The following is a 19,605-nucleotide window of genomic DNA, read 5'->3' as shown; positions in this document are numbered from 1 at the left end:
CTGCTGTTGAGTGAGCTCATGCCTCCCAAATAGGGGAGGCGAGAGCTCAAGGTTTTGGGCGTATTAAATGGACACGCCCGGAACCGTGTATACGTCCGGTGTCATCGCACCCGAGGCAGAACCTCGAATCCCTGTCTGCGATGGCTAACGGATTCCTATTGAAAGGGATTGTAATGGCTGTAAAGCACCTTAAGCCGACCTCCGCTGGTAGGCGTTGGCAGACGATCTCCGATTTCTCCGAGATCACCTGCACCAAGCCCGAGAAGTCTCTTCTCGAGCCCCTGCCCAAGAAGGCCGGTCGTAACAACAACGGCCGCATCACCACCCGCCACCAGGGCGGCGGCGTGAAGCGTCGTTACCGCGTGATCGACTTCAAGCGCAACAAGGACGGCGTGCCCGCCAAGGTTGCCACGATCGAGTACGATCCGAACCGTTCCGCTCGCATCGCTCTGCTGCACTACGCTGACGGTGAGAAGCGCTACATCCTGGCCCCCAAGGGCCTCGAGGTCGGTCAGACCATCATGTCCGGTTCTGACGCCGACATCAAGCCGGGCAACGCTCTGCCCCTCGCCGACATCCCCGTCGGTACGCTCATCCACGCCGTCGAGTTCCAGCCGGGCAAGGGCGCCGCTATCGCCCGTTCCGCCGGTAACTCCTGCCAGCTGATGGGTAAGGAGGGCAAGTACGCTATCGTCCGTATGCCTTCCTCCGAGATGCGCCGCATCCTCGTTACCTGCCGCGCCACCGTCGGTGAGGTCGGCAACGCCGATCACGCCAACATCGTCATCGGCAAGGCCGGCCGCAAGCGTCACATGAACGTGCGCCCGACCGTCCGCGGTACCGTCATGAACCCTGTCGACCACCCGCACGGCGGTGGCGAGGGCAAGAACCACACCTCTGGTCGTCCCTCTGTTACCCCCTGGGGTAAGCCGACGAAGGGCCTTCGTACGCGCAAGAAGAAGAAGGTCTCGAACCAGCACATCATTCGTCGCCGTAAGAAGTAATTTCGGATACCGAGTTTTAGGAGAAAGCACTTATGAGCAGAAGTCTCAAAAAGGGCCCGTTCGTGGAGACTCGCCTTCTCTCGCGTATCACCGCGATGAACGAGGCTGGCAAGAAGGACGTCGTGAAGACCTGGTCCCGCGCGTCTACCATCTTCCCCGAGATGGTTGGTCATACCATCGCCGTCCACGACGGCCGCAAGCATGTGCCCGTGTATGTTACCGAGTCCATGGTTGGTCACAAGCTCGGCGAGTTCGCGCCGACTCGTACGTTCCGTGGCCACAAGGCCAAATAGGGGGTTAACCGTAAATGGCAACTAAGTCTATTGAAACTGAGGCCACCGAGGTTCGCGCCGTCGCTAAGTACGTGCGTGTTTCCCCCAGCAAGGCCCGCCTGGTGGTCGATCTGATCCGCCGCAAGCCTGTCGCTCAGGCCTTCGACATCCTCCACTTCTGCGACCGCGCCGTCGCCGTGGATGTCGAGAAGGTTCTCCGTTCCGCCGTTGCGAACGCCGAGAACAACAACGGTCTGCGTGCCGACAACCTGGTTGTCGCCGCTGCCTATGTTGACGAGGGTCCGACGCTTAAGCGCATCCGTCCCCGCGCCAAGGGTTCCGCTTCTCGCATTCTGAAGCGTACTTCCCACATCACCGTCGTCGTTGCTCCTCGAAAGGAGGCGTAAAGCTGTATGGGTCAGAAAGTCTACCCCACCGGCTTCCGTCTTGGCATCACCGAGAACTGGCGCTCCCGCTGGTTCGCAGAGAAGGATTACGCTAAGACCCTCGGTAACGATCTCGAGATCCGCAAGTACCTCGAGAAGCGTCTTTCCCGCGCAGCTGTCTCCCGCGTCGAGATCGAGCGCGCTGGCGACAAGGTGAAGGTCATCATCCTCACCGCTCGCCCCGGCGTTGTCATCGGTAAGAAGGGTGCCGAGATCGATACCCTCCGCACCGAGCTCGAGAAGGTCGCTGGCGTCTCCAAGGGCCAGCTCTCCGTCGACGTTGTCGAGATTAAGCGCCCCGAGCTCGACGCCAACCTCGTTGCTCAGTCTATCGCCGAGCAGCTCGAGGGCCGCGTTGCCTTCCGTCGCGCTATGCGCAAGGCTGTCCAGTCTGCCCGCAAGGCCGGCGCTAAGGGCATCCGTATCCAGTGCTCCGGTCGTCTCGGCGGTGCCGAGATGGGCCGTCGTGAGTGGTACCGCGAGGGTCGCGTGCCTCTGCATACCCTCCGTGCCAAGATCGACTACGGCACGGCTGTCGCCAGCACCACCATGGGCGCTTGCGGCGTGAAGGTCTGGATCTACCTGGGCGAGAAGCTCCCGGGCCAGCCTGTTCCCAACCCTGCACTCGAGGGCTCTTCCCGTCCTCGTCGTCGTAACTCCGAGAGGAGGGGTCAGTAGTGCTTGCCCCTAAGCGTATTCTTCACCGCAAGGTGCAGCGTGGCTCCATGAAGGGCCAGGCCAAGGGTAATACCGAGCTGCATTTCGGCGAGTTTGGTATCCAGGCTCTCGAGGCCCATTGGATCACCAACCGTCAGATCGAGGCCGCTCGTATTGCCATGACCCGCTACATGAAGCGTGGCGGTCGTGTCTACATCACGATCTTCCCCGATAAGCCCATCACCAAGAAGCCTGCCGAGACTCGCATGGGTTCTGGTAAGGGTAACCCCGAGGAGTGGGTGGCCGTCGTCAAGCCCGGCCGCATCATGTTCGAGGTCAAGGGCGTGCCCGAGGAGGTCGCTCGCGAGGCTCTGCGTCTTGCACAGCACAAGCTTCCCATCAAGACCAAGATTGTTGCTGCCAAGAACGCTGAGCAGCGCATCGAGAAGGAGATGGCTGAGGAGGCCGCTCTCGAGGCCAAGTGGGCTGCTGAGGACGCCGCCGCCGCCAAGGAGGAGAACTAATGAAGCCCGCAGAGATTCGTGAGCTCTCGGACGCTCAGCTCGTTGAGAAGCTGAAGGAAATGCGCGCCGAGCTCTTTAACCTTCGTTTCCAGATGGCCACCAGCCAGCTGGACAACACCGCTCGCGTCAACACCGTGAAGAAGGACATCGCTCGCGTCCTCACGGAGCAGCGCGCCCGCGAGATCGCAGCGGAGAAGTCCGCTGTCGCCGAGTAGGACCTAAGGAGAGAACATGACTGATTCGCGTAACTCGCGTAAGGTCCGTACGGGTGTCGTTACCTCCGTCTCCGGTGCCAAGACCATTGTTGTCACCATCACCGAGCGCAAGCGTCACCCCAAGTACGGCAAGATGATGACCAGCTCCAAGAAGCTGCACGCTCACGACGAGGAGTGCACGGCTGGCGTGGGCGACACCGTCCGCGTTATGGAGACCCGTCCTATGTCCAAGATGAAGCGTTGGCGCCTCATCGAGGTCGTCGAGCGCGCTAAATAAGCAGTCGCTCTTACGACTTGTACGTTTCCGAAGATGTGCGTATGCCTGGCTTGCATACCACGGGCCGTATAAAGGCTGCGCACCTCTCTTCGGTTCTTAGTTCGGAGGAACATCTACCATGATTCAGATGCAAACCATGCTGAACGTCGCCGACAACTCCGGCGCTCGCAAGATTCGCTGCATCAAGGTGCTTGGCGGTTCCAAGCGTCGTTATGCAGGCATCGGCGATGTGTTCATCGGTGCTGTCCAGGAGGCTACCCCTGGCGCCAACGTCAAGAAGAAGGACGTTGTCCGTTGCGTCGTCGTTCGCACCGTTAAGGAGATCCGCCGCAAGGATGGCTCCTACATTCGCTTTGATGAGAACGCCTGCGTTGTCATCAACAACGATGGTTCGCCCGTCGGCACCCGTATCTTCGGGCCCGTCGCTCGCGAGCTTCGTGACAAGAAGTACATGAAGATCGTCTCGCTCGCTCCCGAGACCCTGTAGTTAGGGGAGATATATGTATATCAAGAAGGGCGATAAGGTCCAGGTTCTCTCTGGTAAGGATCGCGGCAAGCAGGGCGTTGTCCTGCGTGCTCTCCCCGCCGAGAACAAGGTCGTTGTCGAGGGCGTTTCGGTCGTCAAGAAGGCCGTCAAGCCCAACGCTGCCAACCAGCAGGGCGGCATCGTTTCGCAGGAGGCTCCCATCGACGCCTCCAACGTCAATCTCGTCTGCCCCGAGTGCGGTAAGGTTACCCGCGTCGGTCACGAGAAGGACGGCAAGAACAAGCTGCGCGTCTGCAAGAAGTGCGGCCACAAGTTCTAAGCTGCCCGCAACATCAAGTTGCTAGCAAAGGCCCGGATGCCACGGCACCCGGGCCTTTTTCTATCCCCACTCGATGGCTTCGGTTCTGCCGTCCTGTCATTCCGGTTGCATCCAGTTTTCGGTGCCGTCTCGAATCGAGTGCCGCCAGGTGACACCCTGTCGCGTTTCGTCGGCTTCGGGGACAAAAGTCGGGACAACTCCAAAAACTATTTTCGAACTCAGGGCTTTGAGTTTTTGTTTTTGTCCCAAAGGGCGCGACGGGATGCCTTTGGAGGCTCGATAGCGCCGAAAACGCCCGTTTTGAAACTTAAATGCCTTTTCGCGTGCAAGCCGCCAGCTGCAATAGGAAGTGAATCAACGCAGGTGGCTTTCAAGCAGTTTGCAAAACTGCAGGTCGCAGGTCTTCATTGCCAGTAGGAGAAATGAGTAGTCTCAGGTGGCTTGCCCATGAGTTGACGAACGGGATTTGAGATTACGCTGACGTCCGGAAACGCTTCGAGCACGGCGTTACGTTTTTGGGGTTTGGGCGTAGCCCCTGCACCCGCGAGCGCGGGCCTTAAGCCCGCCGAGAGGGTGACGCGTCGAAAACGAAGGGGAAAGAGAGAAGGGGCCGTCCCTATCATTCAGGTTGCGACCGAAGAAGACAAGGAGACCCCCTGAGCCTGAATGATGCCCCACAGACCGCGTCCGACCGAGCTCAAGCCGAGCTTTTCCTGACGTCCGCCTTCGCGAAGATGATGGCTGGATTGGCTATGGATTGGCAACACTTATTTGGACGATTCCGGGAGGGACGGCCCCGCCTCCCTGAACTCGACCGGCGACATGTAGCCCAGCGTCGAGTGGATCCTGAAGTTGTTGTACCAGTGCACGTAATCCAAGAGCTTGGCTCGGAGCTCGCGCGTCCCTCCTCGATCCTTCGGAGTGGCCGACGATTTCCCCGTTGCAGAGGTCGACGAGCAGGCAGACGTAGTTCCACGACGCCCCGACGCGCACGCAGGCCAAGTCGCTGCATATATGGGTGTACGGCGCCCTGCCGCCGAAGCCGCGCGCGACGACGTTCGACACGTCGGCCTCGTTGATCGCCCCGGGGTGCACCTTGAACCTTTTCCTGCCGTATGCGCCGGCCAGGCCGTTCTCCCTCATGATGCGGCAGACGCGGCGCCGGCTGACGGTAACGCCCGACCTCCCGGGCGACGCCTTGATCTTGCGCGATCCGCTCCGGCCCTTGCTGGCGGCGTGCGCCGCCGCGGCCGCCGTCGCCCCCGACATTAAGGTCCTCAAGGGCCGCGTCGTCTCCGGCGACCAGTTTGTCTCGCCCGCGGAACAGAAGGAGCGAATCCTCGCGATCTTCGGCGACCTGTGCTGCGAGATGGAGGGCTGCACCATCGCGCAGGCCGCCTATCTCAACGGCGTGCCCCTCGTCGTCGTGCGCGCCATCAGCGACAAGCCCTGCGCCGAGGGCCGGGTCGTCGACTACAACACCTTCGAGAAGAAGGCCGCCTGCGACTGCGCCCGCATCGCCGCGCGCATGGTTAAGCTTTAGGCCCTGCGCGCCGGGGCCCTTCTTTATGTTGGGACCCCGGCGCGCCGGGGCCCTTTCCAAAGCGAAGTGTCGAGCCGAAGTGTTGAGCGTCGGCCCTGAATGTTCAATGGCCGTTGTTTTCTGCCCCTCAAGTGGTGGACTTTTCCTCGGAGCTGTTGATTCCCCCACGCGCCCCCTTCCGTTCTCTGTTCTCCCCTTATACTCCTTGTACGAGGAGGTAAGAAGTCATGGACAAGACCACACAGGACAGCTTGGCAAAGAAACCCGTCGACATGAGGGACAGGATTCTCGAGCATCTCGAGGCCCTCACCTCTGCCGTCTCGCTCGACGACCTTGCCCGTCTGTCCACCTCCGACATCGCCGAGACACTCATCATCTCCAGGAGCCTGGCGAGCCAGTACCTCAACGACCTTGTTCGCGCCGGTCTTGTGGTTAAGGTGGCGGGCAGGCCTGTCCGTTATTTTCATCGCCGCGCGTTCCAGAAGCGTTTTCAGGTAAAGCTCTCTGCAAGCGAGTACGCCTCGCTCGCCGACCTCATCCAGGCGACGGGAATCGCCGATCACCGCGACTTCGCGCGTGCCGTGGGCTTCGACATGAGCCTCAGCTCCGTTGTCGAGCAGTGCAAGGCTGCGGTTCAGTACCCTCCGTTTGGCCTGCCCATCCTCTTGAGCGGCGGCGTGGGTGTCGGTAAGTCTTTCCTTTCTCGCCTTGTGTACGAGTACGGCAAGAACCAGGGCTTGCTGTCCCGCGACTCCTCCTATGTGCGCATCGACTGCGCCGGGGTCCCGGACGCCGCCTCGTTCAACGGGCTTCTTGACGAGTCGATCGCGAATGCGCGCGGGGGTGTGGTCTTTGTCAACGGCATCGAGGCACTCTCTCCCTCTGCGATGGAGCACTGCCTTGCGACGGCCCTCGGGCTCGATGCCTCCCAGGATGCGCCGCGCGCTCGCCTCGTTCTTTCGACGACGCTATCCGCCGATGACCTGAAGGTTTCCTCGGCCTACAGCAAAATGCCCATCTGTGCCCGCGTCCCCTCACTCAAGGAGCGGACCCCCGAGGAGCGCGAGGATCTCATCTTGAGCTTCCTGCGCAGCGAGGGGTGCCGAATCGGTTCTGATATGAGGATCAGCCGCGGCGCATACCGTTGCCTCGTGAACGCGGACTTTTCCGATAACATCGCCGGCTTGCGCGCCTGCGTGACGAACTGCTGCGCCAAAGCGTTCCTCAATCGCGAGGGCGACTACGTCGTCGTTCGCCCGTATCTTCTTCCCAGCGGGCTCCTCTCCTCCGCGCAGATCGATCAACAGCCCGACGATGGCGTTCTGATCGACGCGTCTCTGGATGCCGCCGAGAGCACAGGGCCGGTCGAGCAGGCGCTCGATGCCCTGTGCTCCCTCGATGAGCGATTCTGCGCCGGGGAGCTCTCTGTCTCCGAGCTTGTCTCGCAAGCTGTCTCCGCTGTGCGCGGCGTTGAGGATCACTTGATCTTCGACCACGGCGTCGCCTCCTCGAGGTCGCGCGCCTTCGAGCGCGTCGTGGGCGCGGTCCTTGCCGACGCAGGCTCTTCTTATGGCATCGAGCTTTCGAGGAAGGTCGCTTTTCTACTGGCCCAGGAGATTTGCCTGCAGTTGTGGCCGGGTATCGGCCTGGCTAAGCGAAAGTCTGCCTGTGCGGAGCAAATCTCCCATCTCCTCGGTGCCGTGACCTCCGAATTGCCGTTTGCCTCGAGTGTCTCCGATCAGGTCGCCGCAGACGTGGAAGGGGCGCTGGGAATCTCGCTCGATCACTTCACGAAGACGCTTCTGACGCTGTGCGTCGCATCGGAGTCTCGCGATGCGAAGGCCCTTCGGACGCTCTGCGTCATCCTGTCCCACGGCTACTCAACGGCGACGAGCATCGCCGACGCGGCGAACCGTATGCTCGGCATGCATGTGTACGAGGCTGTCGACATGCCCTACGACCAGCAGCTGAAGGACATCGTCGGTCCGCTCCAGCGCCTCGTCGACCGCCATTCCTACTGCACCGGGGTCGTGTTCCTCGTCGACATGGGCTCCTTGGAGGAGGCCTATAAGGCCCTCGAGAACGTTACCGACTCCACTATCGGCGTGGTGAACAACGTCTCTACCGGTCTTGCGCTCGAGATCGGGGTCGGGCTGCTCGGCGGCAAGTCCATCGCCGAGGTTCTTGGCGATGCGACCGCCGCGTGCGTGACGCACTGCAAGGTGATCGAGCGCGTCAACCGTGAGGACGCCATCGTCTTCTGCTCCGAGTCCGGGGTCGACGCCGCGGAGAGGATACGCCAGCTCGTCTCGCAGAGCCTCCCGCGCACCATAGGCGCGCGCCTGCTCACGAGGCCCTTCAAGCAGCTCGTCGCGAACGGGTCGAACGACGCCGTTTTCTCCGAGCACCGCGTCTGCGCCGTCATCGGCACGGGAGACCCCGGGGTCGCCTCCGTCCCCTTCGTCGCCCTCGAGGACATCATGTCGACGGCGTCCGCCTCTAAGGTTGATGTCGTGTTCGGCAGGTGGCTTGACGCTTCCGAGCTCTCTTCTTTCCACGAGAAGCTGCTCTCGAACATGACGCTGCAGAACGTCATCCGCTCCATCACCATCCTCGACCCGGAGCGGCTATTCCATGAGATCGAGAGCGCCGTGCACGAGCTTCAGCGCAGGACAGGCGAGAAGATCGGCAGCAACGCCATCATTGGGCTCTACGTTCACCTCTGCTGTCTCGTCGAGCGCCTTGTTACCAGAAACCCCATTGAGACCTACGTTGGCCAGGACCGCTTCGAGGAGGAACGCGCCGATTTCATCGAGTCCTTCAGGCAGAGCTTCTCGAGCATCTCGACGCGCTATCGCGTAGAGGTTCCCGTAAGCGAGATCGCATATGTCTTCGACTACATAAGCGTGAGCGCCGCCCCGGCGCGAGAAGAGCGCCTCGGCTCCTCGGACCTCCTGCTCGACGAGTGACCTTCCCCGCGCCGCCGCAAGCTGACCGCGCGTCCTCAATAATCCGATAACCCCTTGCCCGGCGCGAATCCGGATAGCGCCGAGGCAGTACCGAACGTAAAACTTCATTTGATAGGAGCAAACATGAGTGTTGTTATGGCACGAATCGACAATCGCCTGCTTCACGGCATCATCGTGACGCAGTGGGCCCCGGTGTCGGGCGCGACCCGAGTCATGGTCATCGACGACAAGGTCGCCGGCGACGAGGTCCTGAAGTCCACCATGAGGATGGCGCGCCCCGCGGGCATGGCCGTTTCGATCATCTCCGAGCAGACCGCGCTCAAGAACTTCGCCGCGGGCAAGTACGACCGCGAGAAGGTCTTCGTCATCGCCAAGGAGCCCGAGACGATGCTTCGCCTGGTCGAGTCGGGCGTCGAGCTCCCGTCGCTGGTCGTCGGCGGCTCGCTCGTCAAGGAGGACGGCATCCAGCTCACCCAGCGCGCCTACGCCTCCGCCGAGAACGTCCAGAGCTACAAGGCGCTCATCGCCCGTGGCGTCAAGGTGACGGCCCAGTTCGTGCCCGCCGACAAGCCCGTCTCCGTCGCAGACCTCATCTAAGGGGGAAATATGGTCAACTTCACTATCTTGCAGGTCGTCCTTTTGACCCTGCTGGCCTTCATCAAGCACGTGGACTACTACGGCATCCCGATGATCTTCGTCAATTACGCCGTTTTCTGGGGCCTCATCACCGGAGTCGTCATGGGCGACTGGAAGACCGGCCTTGTCATCGGCGGCACCATTCAGCTCATGCAGCTCGGCGTCGCGGGCTTCGGCGGCTCCTCCATTCCCGACTACGGCACGATGGCCATCATCGCCACCGCCTACGGCGTGACCCTGGGCTCCGACACGGGCCTCGCCATCGGCCTGCCGGTCGGCATGCTCGGCATCCAGCTCGACGTCGTCGCCAAGATCCTCAACGGCTTTGTCGTCGAGAAGTCCCAGAAGTTCTGCAACGAGGGTAAGTTCAATCAGATGAACGCCATCCTGTGGGTCTGCCCCGCGCTCTTCGGCCTGTGCGCCGCCCTGCCCGTCTTTGTCTCCGTGACGCTCGGCCAGCCCGCCGTCAACTGGCTCCTCGAGGTCATGCCCCAGTGGTTCCTCTCCGGCCTCACCCTCGCCGGCAAGATGCTCCCGGCCGTCGGTATCGCCATGCTGCTCCGCTACATGCCAACCGCCAAGTACTTCCAGTACCTGCTCGCCGGCTTCTTCCTCTCGGCCTTCCTGAACGTGCCCATCATCGGCGCCGCCATCGTCGGCGTTGCCCTCGCGATTGCGTTCTACCAGCGTGCCGAGAGGGACACCGAGCTCGCCGCCCACGCTTCCGCAGACGCCTTCATCGGAGAGGATGAGTAACCATGGAAAACGAGAACATCACCGCCGTCGCCGAGGGCAAGCCCTCCGGCTACAAGGTCACCAAGAAGGACCTGCGCAACGCGAACTGGCGCTGGCTCATGAGCGTGTGCACCTTCAACTACCAGACCCAGCAGGGCGCCTCAGTCGCCTACGCCCTCTCGCCGGTCCTGAGGAAGATCTACACGAACGACGAGGACTATAAGCAAGCGCTCAACAACCACTTCCGCTACTACAACACCCAGCCTTGGCTCGCCGCCATCATCCTTGGCGCCTGCGTGGCCATGGAGGAGCGCGACGGCCTAGCGGCGGCGGACGCCGTCCAAGACCTGAAGATCGGCACCATGGGACCGCTCGCCGGCGTCGGCGACTCCCTGCTCATGACCATGATCCCGACCATCATGGGCTCCATCGCCGCTTACATGGCCATCGAGGGCAACCCCGTGGGAGCCGGCATCTGGTTCGCGCTCATCCTGGCCATCTTCTGGGTCCGCATGCACGCCCTCGAGTTCGGCTACAAGCAGGGCGTGAAGCTCGTCACCGACTTCAGCGAGAAGCTTCCCAACCTCACTGCCGCCGCCTCCGTGCTCGGCCTCACCGTGGTCGGCTGCCTCATCGCCTCGGTCATCGGCGTCACCTGCCCGATTAGCTTCAGCTTCGGCGACGTCGCGATGGAGATTCAGCCGCTGCTCGACAAGATCCTGCCTGCCATGATCCCCGCCGCCATCACGGGAAGCGCGTATTACCTTCTTACCAAGAAGAACGCGAGCATGACGGCCCTCATCCTCGTGGTGATCGTCCTCGCGATGGTCGCCTCCGCCGCCGGCATCCTCGCCTAGCTTCGACCCAAGAGATTGGTGAATCAATGAGAAAGATAGTTGTGGCGAGCCATTCCCTTCTCGCCCAGGGCTTCAAGGACACCCTCGAGTTCCTTACGGGTAAGGGCGACGCCGTCAACGCCGTGTGCGCCTACGTGAACGACAACGGCGAGGGGCTCGACGCGGCGGTCGAGGCGGCTCTTTCGGGCACTGACGAGGTCGTCGTCCTCACCGACGCGTACGGCGGCAGCGTGAACCAGCGCTTTTCCCGCTTCGCCTCCGACCGGATCCACGTGATCGCGGGTGTCAACCTCCCGCTCGCCATGACGGTCGCGCTCGCGCGCCCCGACGAGAAACTCGACTTCGACGCCCTCGTCAACGAGGCGCGCCAGCAGATCATCTACGTGAACGGTGCCAGTTCCGCCGAGTGCGACGACGACGAATAGAGGAGGTCGACGATGAGAGAGTTCCTTAAGGACGTGTGGATGCACGGCGGTGAGGAAAGCCGCGCCATCACCCCCGAGAACATCACGGGCGAGAAGGGCCGCGCCGCCATGTCGGCCAGCCACCTCGGCGTCGGCCGCAAGGGCTCGTGCTGCGTGCCCCTTGAGTCCGGCGAGACCATCACGCTCGCGGACATCGAGGGCCCCGGCATCATCCGCCACATCTGGATGACCGTCCCCGACAAGACCGCCGCCGGCAGCTTCGTCATGCGTGACCTCGTGCTGCGCTTCTACTGGGACGACGAGGAGACCCCCTCGGTCGAGTGCCCTGTCGGCGACTTCTTCTGCAACGGCTTCGGTGAGCGCGCCATCGTCAACTCGATGCCCATCTGCGTGAACCCGACGGGCGGCATGAACTGCTACTTCGAGATGCCCTTCAGGAAGCACGCCAAGGTCACGCTTACGAGCGAGCACCCCGGGTTCATTAAGTACATCTTCTACACGTTCAACTACGCGCTCACCGACGTGCCGGACGACGCCATGTACTTCCACGCCCGCTTTAACCGCGAGCGCAGCACCCGCAGGGGCGTCGACTACACCGTGCTCGACGGCGTGCGCGGCAAGGGCTACTACGTCGGCACCTACATGGCCCTGTGCGCCCTGGAGCGCTATTGGTGGGGCGAGGGCGAGATGAAGTTCTTCCTCGACGGCGACGAGGAGTTCCCCACGGTCACCTCGACGGGAGCCGAGGACTACTTCGGCGGTGCCTGGGCCTTCCTCGACAGGCCGCCCCACGCGCTGCCCGAGGCGCAGTGCTTCAACACGCTGTTCGCCGGCTACCCGTACCGCTCGACGCGCGACGCCACGCGCGACCGCTTCAGCGCGGGCAAGCCGAACCCGAATCCGATGCTCGCGACTAACGACGACGCGCTGCCCAGGCACGGCCTCTACAGGTGGCACCTTCCCGACCCGATCTCGTTCAAGGAGGACCTGCGCGTGACGTTCCAGGACCTCGGCAACGACGACATCAAGCTCTACGAGCGCGAGGACGACATCTCCACCGTCGCCTACTGGTACCAAAGCGAGCCGCACGCCGTGCTCGCCCCGTTTGCCGCAAGGCAGGACCGCGTGCCCAGGTAGGGTCGCCTCGAAACAAGCCAACGTTATGGGCGCCCGCGGTTGACCATGACTGCGGGCGTCCCTTTGTAAGGAGGATCACATGAGCGAAAAGCAAATGAGGCTCGGCGCCCTCGAAGCCGGCGGGACCAAGATGGTCTGTGCCGTGGTGTCCGGCGACGGCGAGGTCCTCGACCGTATGGAGACCCCGACGCTTACGCCCGCCAAGACCGTCCCGCAGATGATCGAGTGGTTCACCGCCCGCGATGTGGACGCGTTGGGCATCGGCGCCTTCGGCCCGACCTGCGTCGACCCCAACGACGAGCGCTACGGCTCCATCCTCCAGACGCCCAAGCTCGCGTGGCGAGGCCATGGTCTTCGCGCCGCGTTCGCCGACGCCCTCGGGATTCCGGTGGCCTACGACACGGACGTGAACGTTGCCTGCCTCGGCGAAGTGGTCTTCGGCTGCTGCAAGGGGCTCGAGGACGCCGTCTACGTGACCATCGGCACCGGCGTGGGCGCGGGCGTCATGTGCGCGGGCAGACTCCTTCACGGCATGCTGCACCCCGAGGCCGGTCACATGCTGGTAAGGACCCGTCCCACCGAGGAGGGACGCTGCGTCTGCCCGAGCCACGCGAGCTGTCTCGAGGGGCTCGCCTCCGGCCCCGCCATCGCCGCGCGCTGGGGAAAGCCCGCGGCCGAGCTCGCGGACAACGATGAGGTGTGGGCGCTCGAGGGGGATTATCTGGGGCAGATGTGCGCGAACCTCGTGCTCATGTACTCGCCTCGCCGCATCGTCCTCGGCGGCGGCGTGATGCACCAGGAGCAGCTCTACGGCATCGTCCGCAAGAAGACCCTCGAATATCTGGGTGGCTACATCCAGACCGCCGAGCTTAAGGACATGGAGAGCTACATCTGCGCCCCGGGCTGCGGCGGCGACCAAGGAATCCTCGGCGCGGCCGAGCTGGCAAGAAGGGCGCTCGCGTAACTTGCGCTCTCTCCGCCATACAACGCGTTAAGAAAAGACGAGCGCTTCTCGCCAATTGAGCGGCAAGAAGTGCTCGTCTTTTGCATTTGTTTTTGGGGCAGGACGCCCCGCCTCCACTAGAGTCCCTGGACCGCCACACCCACGAGGTTTGGACCGGTGTGGACAAGAAGCGCGGGGCTGATGTCGGAGCGGACGACATCCACCGCGTTGGCCACGCGCTCGCACAGGGCCTGCTCCATGCGGTCGTAGAGGTCGGCGTGGGCCGAGGTGCGGCTCGCGGCAAAGCGCACCTCGGGGTGCTTCTCGACGATGGCGGCGATGAGCTTGGCCTCGGTGCGATGCGGTACTTGCACAGCCATTTCGTGTGCGCGAGGCTGTTGGCTTTCTGGGCCACAGCAATCACCTTCCCCCTAGTATGATGACCTGAACAATCCTCATGCTAGGGGGAAGGTTTTTGTCGCGTAGCGGAAATTGGCCTCCACCCGCTGAGCGGGTGGCTTTCTATGCCGCGCGTGCCGCGCGGCACGGACTAAAGTCCATGAATAAAAACGAGGAAGGCCACGTCCGGCCTCCCTCGCAAAGAGTCTCTGATTGCTCCCACTCATTGGGGACAGTCTTAAATGAGTGCTCTTGAAATGCCGGCGCCTGGGGACGTTCTTTTTCTGTCTGCAGTTTGGAACGTTCCTTTTCTGTCGGCAGTTTGGGACGATCCTTAGAGCTGCAGCGCGCCATGAGCGACGAGGCGAAGCGGATCATCCTGTCTTTTGAGTTCTAAGCATAAGCCCCTGTCTCTGAGCAATGACCGGTTCGCATTTGTGCGTATTTGCGTGCGTGGGATTGCGTGAATATGCGTATAGATGCGCCGTTTACGGGACAAAAATGACCGTTTAGCGGTGAGATACGCACAAACACGCACAGGCGCGCGTGTTTGTGCGAATATAGAGCTATCCGAAATGCAAGACGTTCTATGACACAGGAGGCACATATGGTAGATTCCAAGCAGGCTCCACTCGACTCCGCGGCAGCCGCAAAAGCAGCGTTCGCTTCGGTCCAGGACAAGCCATTCCCCGATGATATCTTTACGGCTCCCGAGCTTCGTTGGGCTGTGATCGGGTGCGGCGTTATCGCCAACCAGATGGCCCAGTCTCTCGCTCTTGCCGGCCGCAAGCTTGCGGGCGTCGCCAACCGTACGCTGTCCAAGGCTCAGGCTTTTGCCGAGCAGTATGGCATCGAGAAGGTCTATGAATCGGTTGAGGACCTCTACGCCGATCCGGGCATCGACGCCGTCTATATCACCACGCCGCACAACACGCATATCACCTATCTGCGTGACGCGCTGGCCGCCGGCAAGCACGTGCTCTGCGAGAAAGCCATTACCCTCAATTCCGCTGAGCTCGACGAGGCGCGTGCCATCGCCGACGAGCACAACGTGGTCCTTATGGACGCCACCACGGTGCTTCATATGCCCTTGTATCAAGAGCTGCGCCGTCGCATGGATGCCGGCGAGTTTGGTCGCATGAACCTCGCCCAGCTCAACTTTGGTAGCTACAAGGAGTACGGCGATCTGACCAATCGCTTCTACAACCGCAACCTTGCTGGCGGTGCCATGCTCGACATTGGCGTGTATGCCCTGTCCGTCATGCGCCTGTTTATGGCGAGCCAGCCCGCCGAGGTCGTGTCTCTAGGCAACACCTGCGAGACTGGAGTCGATGTTGCGGGCGGCATCGTCTGCCGCAATGCCGAGCAGCAGCTGGGCGTCGTGAGCCTTACGCTTCACTCCAAGCAGCCCAAGCGCTCGGTCATCAGCTTTGACAAGTGCTACATCGAGGTCAACGAATATCCGCGTGCCGATCACGCGACCATCGTGTGGACTGCGGACGGCCACCGCGAGGAGGTCCACGCAGGCACCGAGGCTTACGCCCTGTGTTATGAGATGGCCGATCTTGAGAAGGCCGTTGCCGGCGACGACTCCAAGCGCGAGCTTCTGGATTATGCTTCTGATGTTATGGAGCTTATGACCAAGCTTCGCGCCGATTGGGGAGTCGTGTACCCCGAGGAGGAGTAAGCGATGCTTGCGGAAGATAGGCTCAACGCAATCGTGTCGATGGTGCAGCAGACGGGCTCGGTTACCGTACCGGAGCTTGCTGAGGCCCTGGGCGTGACGGCGTCTACCATTCGGCGCGACCTGCAGACGCTCAATCGCGCACACCGTATCGCCAAGGTGCACGGTGGGGCGACGAGCCTTGAGCGCGCGCACGTGACGCGCGACCTAACGCTTAATGAGCGCAGCGATCTCCATAACGACGACAAGGAACGTATCTGCGCCCGTGCGGCGGCGCTGGTGGAGCCCGAGAGCTTTGTGTACATCGACTCGGGCTCGACGACGCTCAGGCTCATCGAGCATCTTCCACACCTTGAAGGTGTCACCTATGTGACTGATTCCGTGCTCCATGCTCAGCATCTCGCTTTGCGCGGCATGCGTACCGTGGTGCTGGGCGGCGAGCTCAAACCCGAGACCGAGGCGCTCGTTGGCCCCGATGCCTTGGCAACCTTAGACCGTTACAACTTCAACTGCGGCTTTTGGGGCTCTAACGGCATTGCCGCCGAGCAGGGCTTCACGGCGCCCGATATCGAGGAGGCGCAAGTAAAGCGTATCTCGATGCGCCATACGGCCAAGCGCTTCGTAATCTCGGACGCCAGTAAATTTGGCATGGTGGCGCCCGTCAAGTTCGCGGACTTCCGCGATGCAACGATTATTACCGCAGGCGAGGTCCCCGCCAAGTACCGGGCAATGGACAACGTCATCACGGTCTAGCGACGGGGCAAGGCCAAAACCACCGCGAAGGGGCAGGAACCTTTGTGGTGGTTTTGACGTTTGTCCGGATAAAACCTGCCAAAATAAACCTGTCCCTTTTTGGCAGGTTTTAGGGCTCCCAGGGGCAGGGGGCTTCGATGTGGATGTGCTCGCCGGTTACGGGATGCGTAAAGGACACGCTGTGGGCGTGGAGCATGAGGCCACAAGGACGCGGCGTCCCGTACAGGTCGTCGCCCACCAGGGGATGGCGCTCGCTCGCCAGGTGCACGCGGATCTGGTGCTTGCGGCCGGTGAGCAGCTCGACATCAATATACGAGCGCGTAGGCAGGCCACGGCGGCTCTTAAGGCGCTTGAGTACCTTGACGCGCGTCTGAGACGGCTTGCCGCTGGCGCCAACGCGCATCTTGCGGCTATCGTGGCGGTCGCGGGCGATAGGCTTGTCGATGAGCTTCTCGTTCCAGTCGATTTTGCCCTCGGCGAGCGCTAGGTAGTGCTTTTCGAACGCGTGGTCGATAATCATCTGGTCAAAGGCGGGCTGCGTCTGCTTGTCGAGTGAGAACAGCACCACGCCGGTGGTGTCGCGGTCCAAGCGGTTGAGCGGCTGCATGTCGGTCGCGGCAAAGCCGTCGCCCATCGCCAGCAGCAGGTCGCTGGCGTAGTCGGTGAGCGTGCGCTCGCCGGTGCCGTCGCCGTGGACGATCATGCCGGCGGGCTTGTCGATGGCCATGAGCCAGGCGTCGCAGTAGAGGACTTGAGGTTCTTCGTTCACGTGTAAGCCTTTCGGTTAGCTGATTCCCACAAACATGCAGCCCGAGGTGGCACCGCGCAGGCGGGCGGCGGGCTTGCGGCCGGCTTGCGCTGCCTCGACGGCGCGGCGGACGCGAGCGGTGGCGCGGCCCACCTCATCCGTCTCGAGCAGTGTGCCGTCCACCATAAGACGACGGACGCCGGCGTCGAGCAGCTGTGGTACCTGCGGCGTGAGGTCGATGGGGTAGGCGTCGTACAAGCGTGAGCGGCCGTGGATGTCGGTACGCACCGGCATGACCTTTCCGTCGATATTCTTGAGCGAGAGCTTACGGGCACGCAGGCGGCAGCTGGCACAATCGTGGATGCAACCGTTGGCAACCTGCAGAATGCAATGCTCGCTTGTCATAACGCGCGGGCGGCCAAAGACGGTGATGCCTAGAGCCGCGGGCGCGGCGGCGCCGAGCGAGACAATCTCGTCGAGCGTGATCTCGGGCGAGAGCCAAAACGCACCGGCTCCGCGCTCGGCAAGCGCCTCCATGCAGGGCGTGTTGTGCACCGGCAGGCAAGAGCGAATCTCGGCCGTGGCGCCAACCTGGGCGGCCAGGGCAAGCTCAGAGATGTTGCCAATAGCGACCGTGGCGCCGGCAACAACCCATGGGTCAACGCGGACGTGGTCAACGGCGCGGCAGACCTCGTCGAGTGCGGGCACAATACCCTGCTCAAATGCATCGGCAGGGGAGAGTCCGACAGCCTCGAGCGCGTCGGTGGTCATGTAGATGCGCGTTGCACCCTCCGCGCGAGCGGCCTCGGCGGCCTCGAGCGAGGTGACGGTAGCGCAGATCTGCGGCTCATCGCGGTAGTGCTCGGGCGCGGGGCGGGAATCATTGGTGACAATCGCCGGTAGCTCGAGCGTGCGGGCGCGCTCCTCGTACGGTGCCAGAATGGCTTCTTCCAGCGCCTTGCAAGCGGCGGCGCGCACCTTGTGCACGGCGGAGAAGCCCATACCGCAGCCAGCGTCGAGTGAAACGTCAAAGCTCGCTGCCTCAAAGGGCGAGGAGCCCATGCGGCCCACATGCTCAACCAGGTCTGCTGCCTCGACGGCGCGGGTCTTGGCGGCCTCGACGGTAAAGCCCGTGGCCGTGGCCGTAAGCGATGGGGCGTCGCAGCAGGTGAGCGTGACGACAAACGGTTCGCCCAAACGCGCCACAACGGTTACATCAACGGCGCGGCGGCGCAGCACGTCGCGCTTGAGCGCGGCGCCGGCGGCGTCGATGGCGCGCTGGCTGCGGATGATGCGCACGCGGCAGCCCTCGGGCATGCTGCGGGGCACGCGACATTCGATGATGTCACCGGCGGCGGCATCATCGGTAGCGATAGTGGTTAGGAACTGATCGAACTCGTCGTCGTGGCGAAGTTCCAACAAGTCGCCCTTGCCCACGGGCTCAAACAGCTCAATGCGGGCGATGGCGGCGCGGCGACGACGATCGTCGGGTTTGAGCCCGCGCACGTCGCGGTTGGCCAGGCGGCTGCCCAGTACCGTGCCCACAATCTGGCCGCGGTTGTTGGAGCGCTCGTAACTCATCATCTCGTCGCCCGAGGTGCCGTCCTGATAGGCGTGCGTAAAGTCGCGGTTAAAGCAGCGCTTGAGTTGGCGCTGGCGAGCGGCGTCCTCGTGCTTATCTACGGCGACCCCGGCCAGCATGTCATCGATTTGATGACGATACACATCGACGATGGAGTACACGTAATCGGGCGCCTTCATGCGGCCCTCGAGCTTGAGCGATGCGGCGCCGGCGTCATACAGACGGCGAACGAGCTGCGAAGTGTTGGTGTCGCGCGGGCATAGAGCGCGCTCGCGTCCGGCAGGGGAGAGCGCGCGGCCGTTCTCGTCGATCAGCTCGTAAGGCAGGCGACAGGGCTGAGCGCACATGCCGCGGTTGGCCGAGCGGCCCGCCATGGCAAAGCTCGATAGCAGGCACAGGCCCGAGTAGCAAAAGCAGATGGCGCCATGGCTAAAGACCTCAAGGTCCACATCGGGCGCGGCATGGTGAATGGCGGCGATCTCGTCGATGGAAAGCTCGCGCGAGAGGGTCACGCGGTCAGCGCCCTGCTCGCGGCACCAGATGGTTCCACGGTCATCATGGATGTTCGCCTGGGTCGAGATGTGTGTCTCGATGCCGGGCATGGTGTGCTTGACCTCAAAGAACAGGCCCCAGTCCTGGATGATAAAGGCGTCGGCGCCCAGCGTGGAGCAGCGGTGGATGAGTTGCAGTGCGTCGCCCAGCTCGGACTGCTTGATGACGATGTTGACCGTGACATAGACGCGCGAGCCGGCCAGGTGTGCAGCACGGCAGGCCTGCTCAAAGGCCTCGTCGGTAAAGTTCGTTGCCTTGCGGCGGGCGTTGAAGCTGCCCATGCCACAGTAGATGGCGTCTGCCCCGGCAGCGAGTGCGGCGGCAAAGGGTTCCGGGCCTCCGGCGGGGGCCAAGAGCTCGGGTCTGCGGTTGGTGGTTCGACTGGCGGTTGCGGTCATATCCTGCCTTTCAAAATGCTCAGATACTCAAAAGTATAGTGGC

Annotated in this window: 22 protein-coding genes and 1 pseudogene; 19 read left to right on the top strand and 4 right to left on the bottom strand. The window is 62.5% G+C overall.

The annotated features are described in order from the left end of the window. Window positions 1-173: 173 nt before the first annotated feature. From rplB to rplX, 9 genes and pseudogenes are all read left to right on the top strand, one after another. Complete coding sequence (gene rplB / locus DW943_RS03635; RefSeq protein ID WP_055250219.1) at window positions 174-1,004, top strand: 50S ribosomal protein L2; 831 nt, start codon at window positions 174-176, stop codon at window positions 1,002-1,004. Window positions 1,005-1,036: 32 nt separating this feature from the next. After that, window positions 1,037-1,297, top strand: coding sequence for a 30S ribosomal protein S19 (gene rpsS, locus DW943_RS03630; RefSeq protein WP_006235035.1), 261 nt, complete (start codon window positions 1,037-1,039; stop codon window positions 1,295-1,297). A gap of 14 nt (window positions 1,298-1,311) precedes the next feature. After that, window positions 1,312-1,683, top strand: a complete 372-nt coding sequence (gene rplV / locus DW943_RS03625; RefSeq protein WP_006235036.1) for a 50S ribosomal protein L22 — start codon at window positions 1,312-1,314, stop codon at window positions 1,681-1,683. Window positions 1,684-1,689: 6 nt separating this feature from the next. Continuing rightward, window positions 1,690-2,400: a 30S ribosomal protein S3 gene (gene rpsC / locus DW943_RS03620; protein WP_006235037.1), complete on the top strand. Its 711-nt coding sequence runs from the start codon at window positions 1,690-1,692 to the stop codon at window positions 2,398-2,400. Beyond that, a pseudogene (rplP, locus tag DW943_RS03615) lies at window positions 2,400-2,795 on the top strand (50S ribosomal protein L16); the annotation flags it as partial. The gene rpsC and the pseudogene rplP, both read left to right, overlap by 1 nt. Before the next feature lie 107 nt (window positions 2,796-2,902). Beyond that, window positions 2,903-3,118 (top strand): 50S ribosomal protein L29, encoded by a 216-nt coding sequence (rpmC, locus tag DW943_RS03610; RefSeq protein WP_006235039.1) that lies wholly within the window; start codon window positions 2,903-2,905, stop codon window positions 3,116-3,118. A gap of 16 nt (window positions 3,119-3,134) precedes the next feature. Then, the gene (gene rpsQ / locus DW943_RS03605; protein ID WP_006235040.1) at window positions 3,135-3,395 is read left to right on the top strand and encodes a 30S ribosomal protein S17; all 261 of its coding nucleotides are present in this window, start codon (window positions 3,135-3,137) and stop codon (window positions 3,393-3,395) included. A gap of 118 nt (window positions 3,396-3,513) precedes the next feature. Beyond that, window positions 3,514-3,882: a 50S ribosomal protein L14 gene (gene rplN, locus DW943_RS03600; RefSeq protein ID WP_006235041.1), complete on the top strand. Its 369-nt coding sequence runs from the start codon at window positions 3,514-3,516 to the stop codon at window positions 3,880-3,882. Between the two features lie 13 nt (window positions 3,883-3,895). Beyond that, window positions 3,896-4,201 (top strand): 50S ribosomal protein L24, encoded by a 306-nt coding sequence (gene rplX / locus DW943_RS03595; RefSeq protein WP_006235043.1) that lies wholly within the window; start codon window positions 3,896-3,898, stop codon window positions 4,199-4,201. Window positions 4,202-4,968: 767 nt separating this feature from the next. Here rplX and DW943_RS10650 read toward each other — a convergent pair. Continuing rightward, entirely contained in the window at window positions 4,969-5,070 is a 102-nt protein-coding gene (locus DW943_RS10650; protein ID WP_231501554.1) for an IS3 family transposase, read from the bottom strand. Window positions 5,071-5,399: 329 nt separating this feature from the next. On the opposite strand from DW943_RS10650, the gene DW943_RS03585 reads away from it, so the two are divergent. The 8 genes from DW943_RS03585 to DW943_RS03550 all read left to right on the top strand — a co-directional run bounded on the left by DW943_RS03585 (window position 5,400) and on the right by DW943_RS03550 (window position 13,467). After that, a complete protein-coding gene (locus tag DW943_RS03585; RefSeq protein WP_233543590.1) occupies window positions 5,400-5,744 on the top strand; it encodes a 5'-methylthioadenosine/S-adenosylhomocysteine nucleosidase in 345 nt (114 codons plus the stop codon). A 227-nt stretch (window positions 5,745-5,971) separates the two neighbouring features. Further along, window positions 5,972-8,713: a PRD domain-containing protein gene (locus DW943_RS03580; protein ID WP_117862209.1), complete on the top strand. Its 2,742-nt coding sequence runs from the start codon at window positions 5,972-5,974 to the stop codon at window positions 8,711-8,713. A 123-nt stretch (window positions 8,714-8,836) separates the two neighbouring features. Then, window positions 8,837-9,310 carry a PTS sugar transporter subunit IIB gene (locus tag DW943_RS03575; RefSeq protein ID WP_089572478.1) on the top strand — a complete coding sequence of 158 codons (474 nt, stop codon included), beginning with the start codon at window positions 8,837-8,839 and terminating at the stop codon, window positions 9,308-9,310. A gap of 9 nt (window positions 9,311-9,319) precedes the next feature. After that, window positions 9,320-10,105, top strand: coding sequence for a PTS sugar transporter subunit IIC (locus DW943_RS03570; RefSeq protein WP_089572477.1), 786 nt, complete (start codon window positions 9,320-9,322; stop codon window positions 10,103-10,105). A gap of 2 nt (window positions 10,106-10,107) precedes the next feature. Then, window positions 10,108-10,941, top strand: a complete 834-nt coding sequence (locus DW943_RS03565) for a PTS system mannose/fructose/sorbose family transporter subunit IID (RefSeq protein ID WP_089572476.1) — start codon at window positions 10,108-10,110, stop codon at window positions 10,939-10,941. A 26-nt stretch (window positions 10,942-10,967) separates the two neighbouring features. Next, window positions 10,968-11,366 (top strand): PTS sugar transporter subunit IIA, encoded by a 399-nt coding sequence (locus DW943_RS03560; RefSeq protein WP_089572475.1) that lies wholly within the window; start codon window positions 10,968-10,970, stop codon window positions 11,364-11,366. A 12-nt stretch (window positions 11,367-11,378) separates the two neighbouring features. Continuing rightward, on the top strand, window positions 11,379-12,503 hold the full coding sequence (locus DW943_RS03555) for a glycoside hydrolase family 172 protein (RefSeq protein ID WP_172676343.1): 1,125 nt from the start codon (window positions 11,379-11,381) through the stop codon (window positions 12,501-12,503). Window positions 12,504-12,582: 79 nt separating this feature from the next. After that, complete coding sequence (locus DW943_RS03550; RefSeq protein WP_197032763.1) at window positions 12,583-13,467, top strand: ROK family protein; 885 nt, start codon at window positions 12,583-12,585, stop codon at window positions 13,465-13,467. 116 nt (window positions 13,468-13,583) lie between these two features. Here the strand turns inward: DW943_RS03550 and DW943_RS03545 are convergent, their stop codons facing one another. Then, a complete protein-coding gene (locus DW943_RS03545) occupies window positions 13,584-13,820 on the bottom strand; it encodes a DegV family protein (RefSeq protein ID WP_117817123.1) in 237 nt (78 codons plus the stop codon). 632 nt (window positions 13,821-14,452) lie between these two features. Here DW943_RS03545 and DW943_RS03540 point away from each other — a divergent pair. Further along, on the top strand, window positions 14,453-15,532 hold the full coding sequence (locus DW943_RS03540) for a Gfo/Idh/MocA family protein (protein ID WP_117862207.1): 1,080 nt from the start codon (window positions 14,453-14,455) through the stop codon (window positions 15,530-15,532). 3 nt (window positions 15,533-15,535) lie between these two features. Beyond that, window positions 15,536-16,282, top strand: a complete 747-nt coding sequence (locus tag DW943_RS03535) for a DeoR/GlpR family DNA-binding transcription regulator (protein ID WP_117862206.1) — start codon at window positions 15,536-15,538, stop codon at window positions 16,280-16,282. A 109-nt stretch (window positions 16,283-16,391) separates the two neighbouring features. On the opposite strand, the gene DW943_RS03530 is transcribed toward DW943_RS03535, so the two are convergent. Beyond that, window positions 16,392-17,051 (bottom strand): RluA family pseudouridine synthase, encoded by a 660-nt coding sequence (locus tag DW943_RS03530; protein ID WP_231501551.1) that lies wholly within the window; start codon window positions 17,049-17,051, stop codon window positions 16,392-16,394. A gap of 15 nt (window positions 17,052-17,066) precedes the next feature. Then, window positions 17,067-19,562 (bottom strand): U32 family peptidase, encoded by a 2,496-nt coding sequence (locus DW943_RS03525; protein ID WP_117862205.1) that lies wholly within the window; start codon window positions 19,560-19,562, stop codon window positions 17,067-17,069. Window positions 19,563-19,605: the final 43 nt, after the last annotated feature.

The sequence above is a fragment of the Collinsella sp. AM44-11 genome (assembly GCF_003467145.1).
In the GTDB taxonomy this organism is placed as follows: domain Bacteria; phylum Actinomycetota; class Coriobacteriia; order Coriobacteriales; family Coriobacteriaceae; genus Collinsella.
This window is presented reverse-complemented; position numbering and strand designations above follow the sequence as displayed.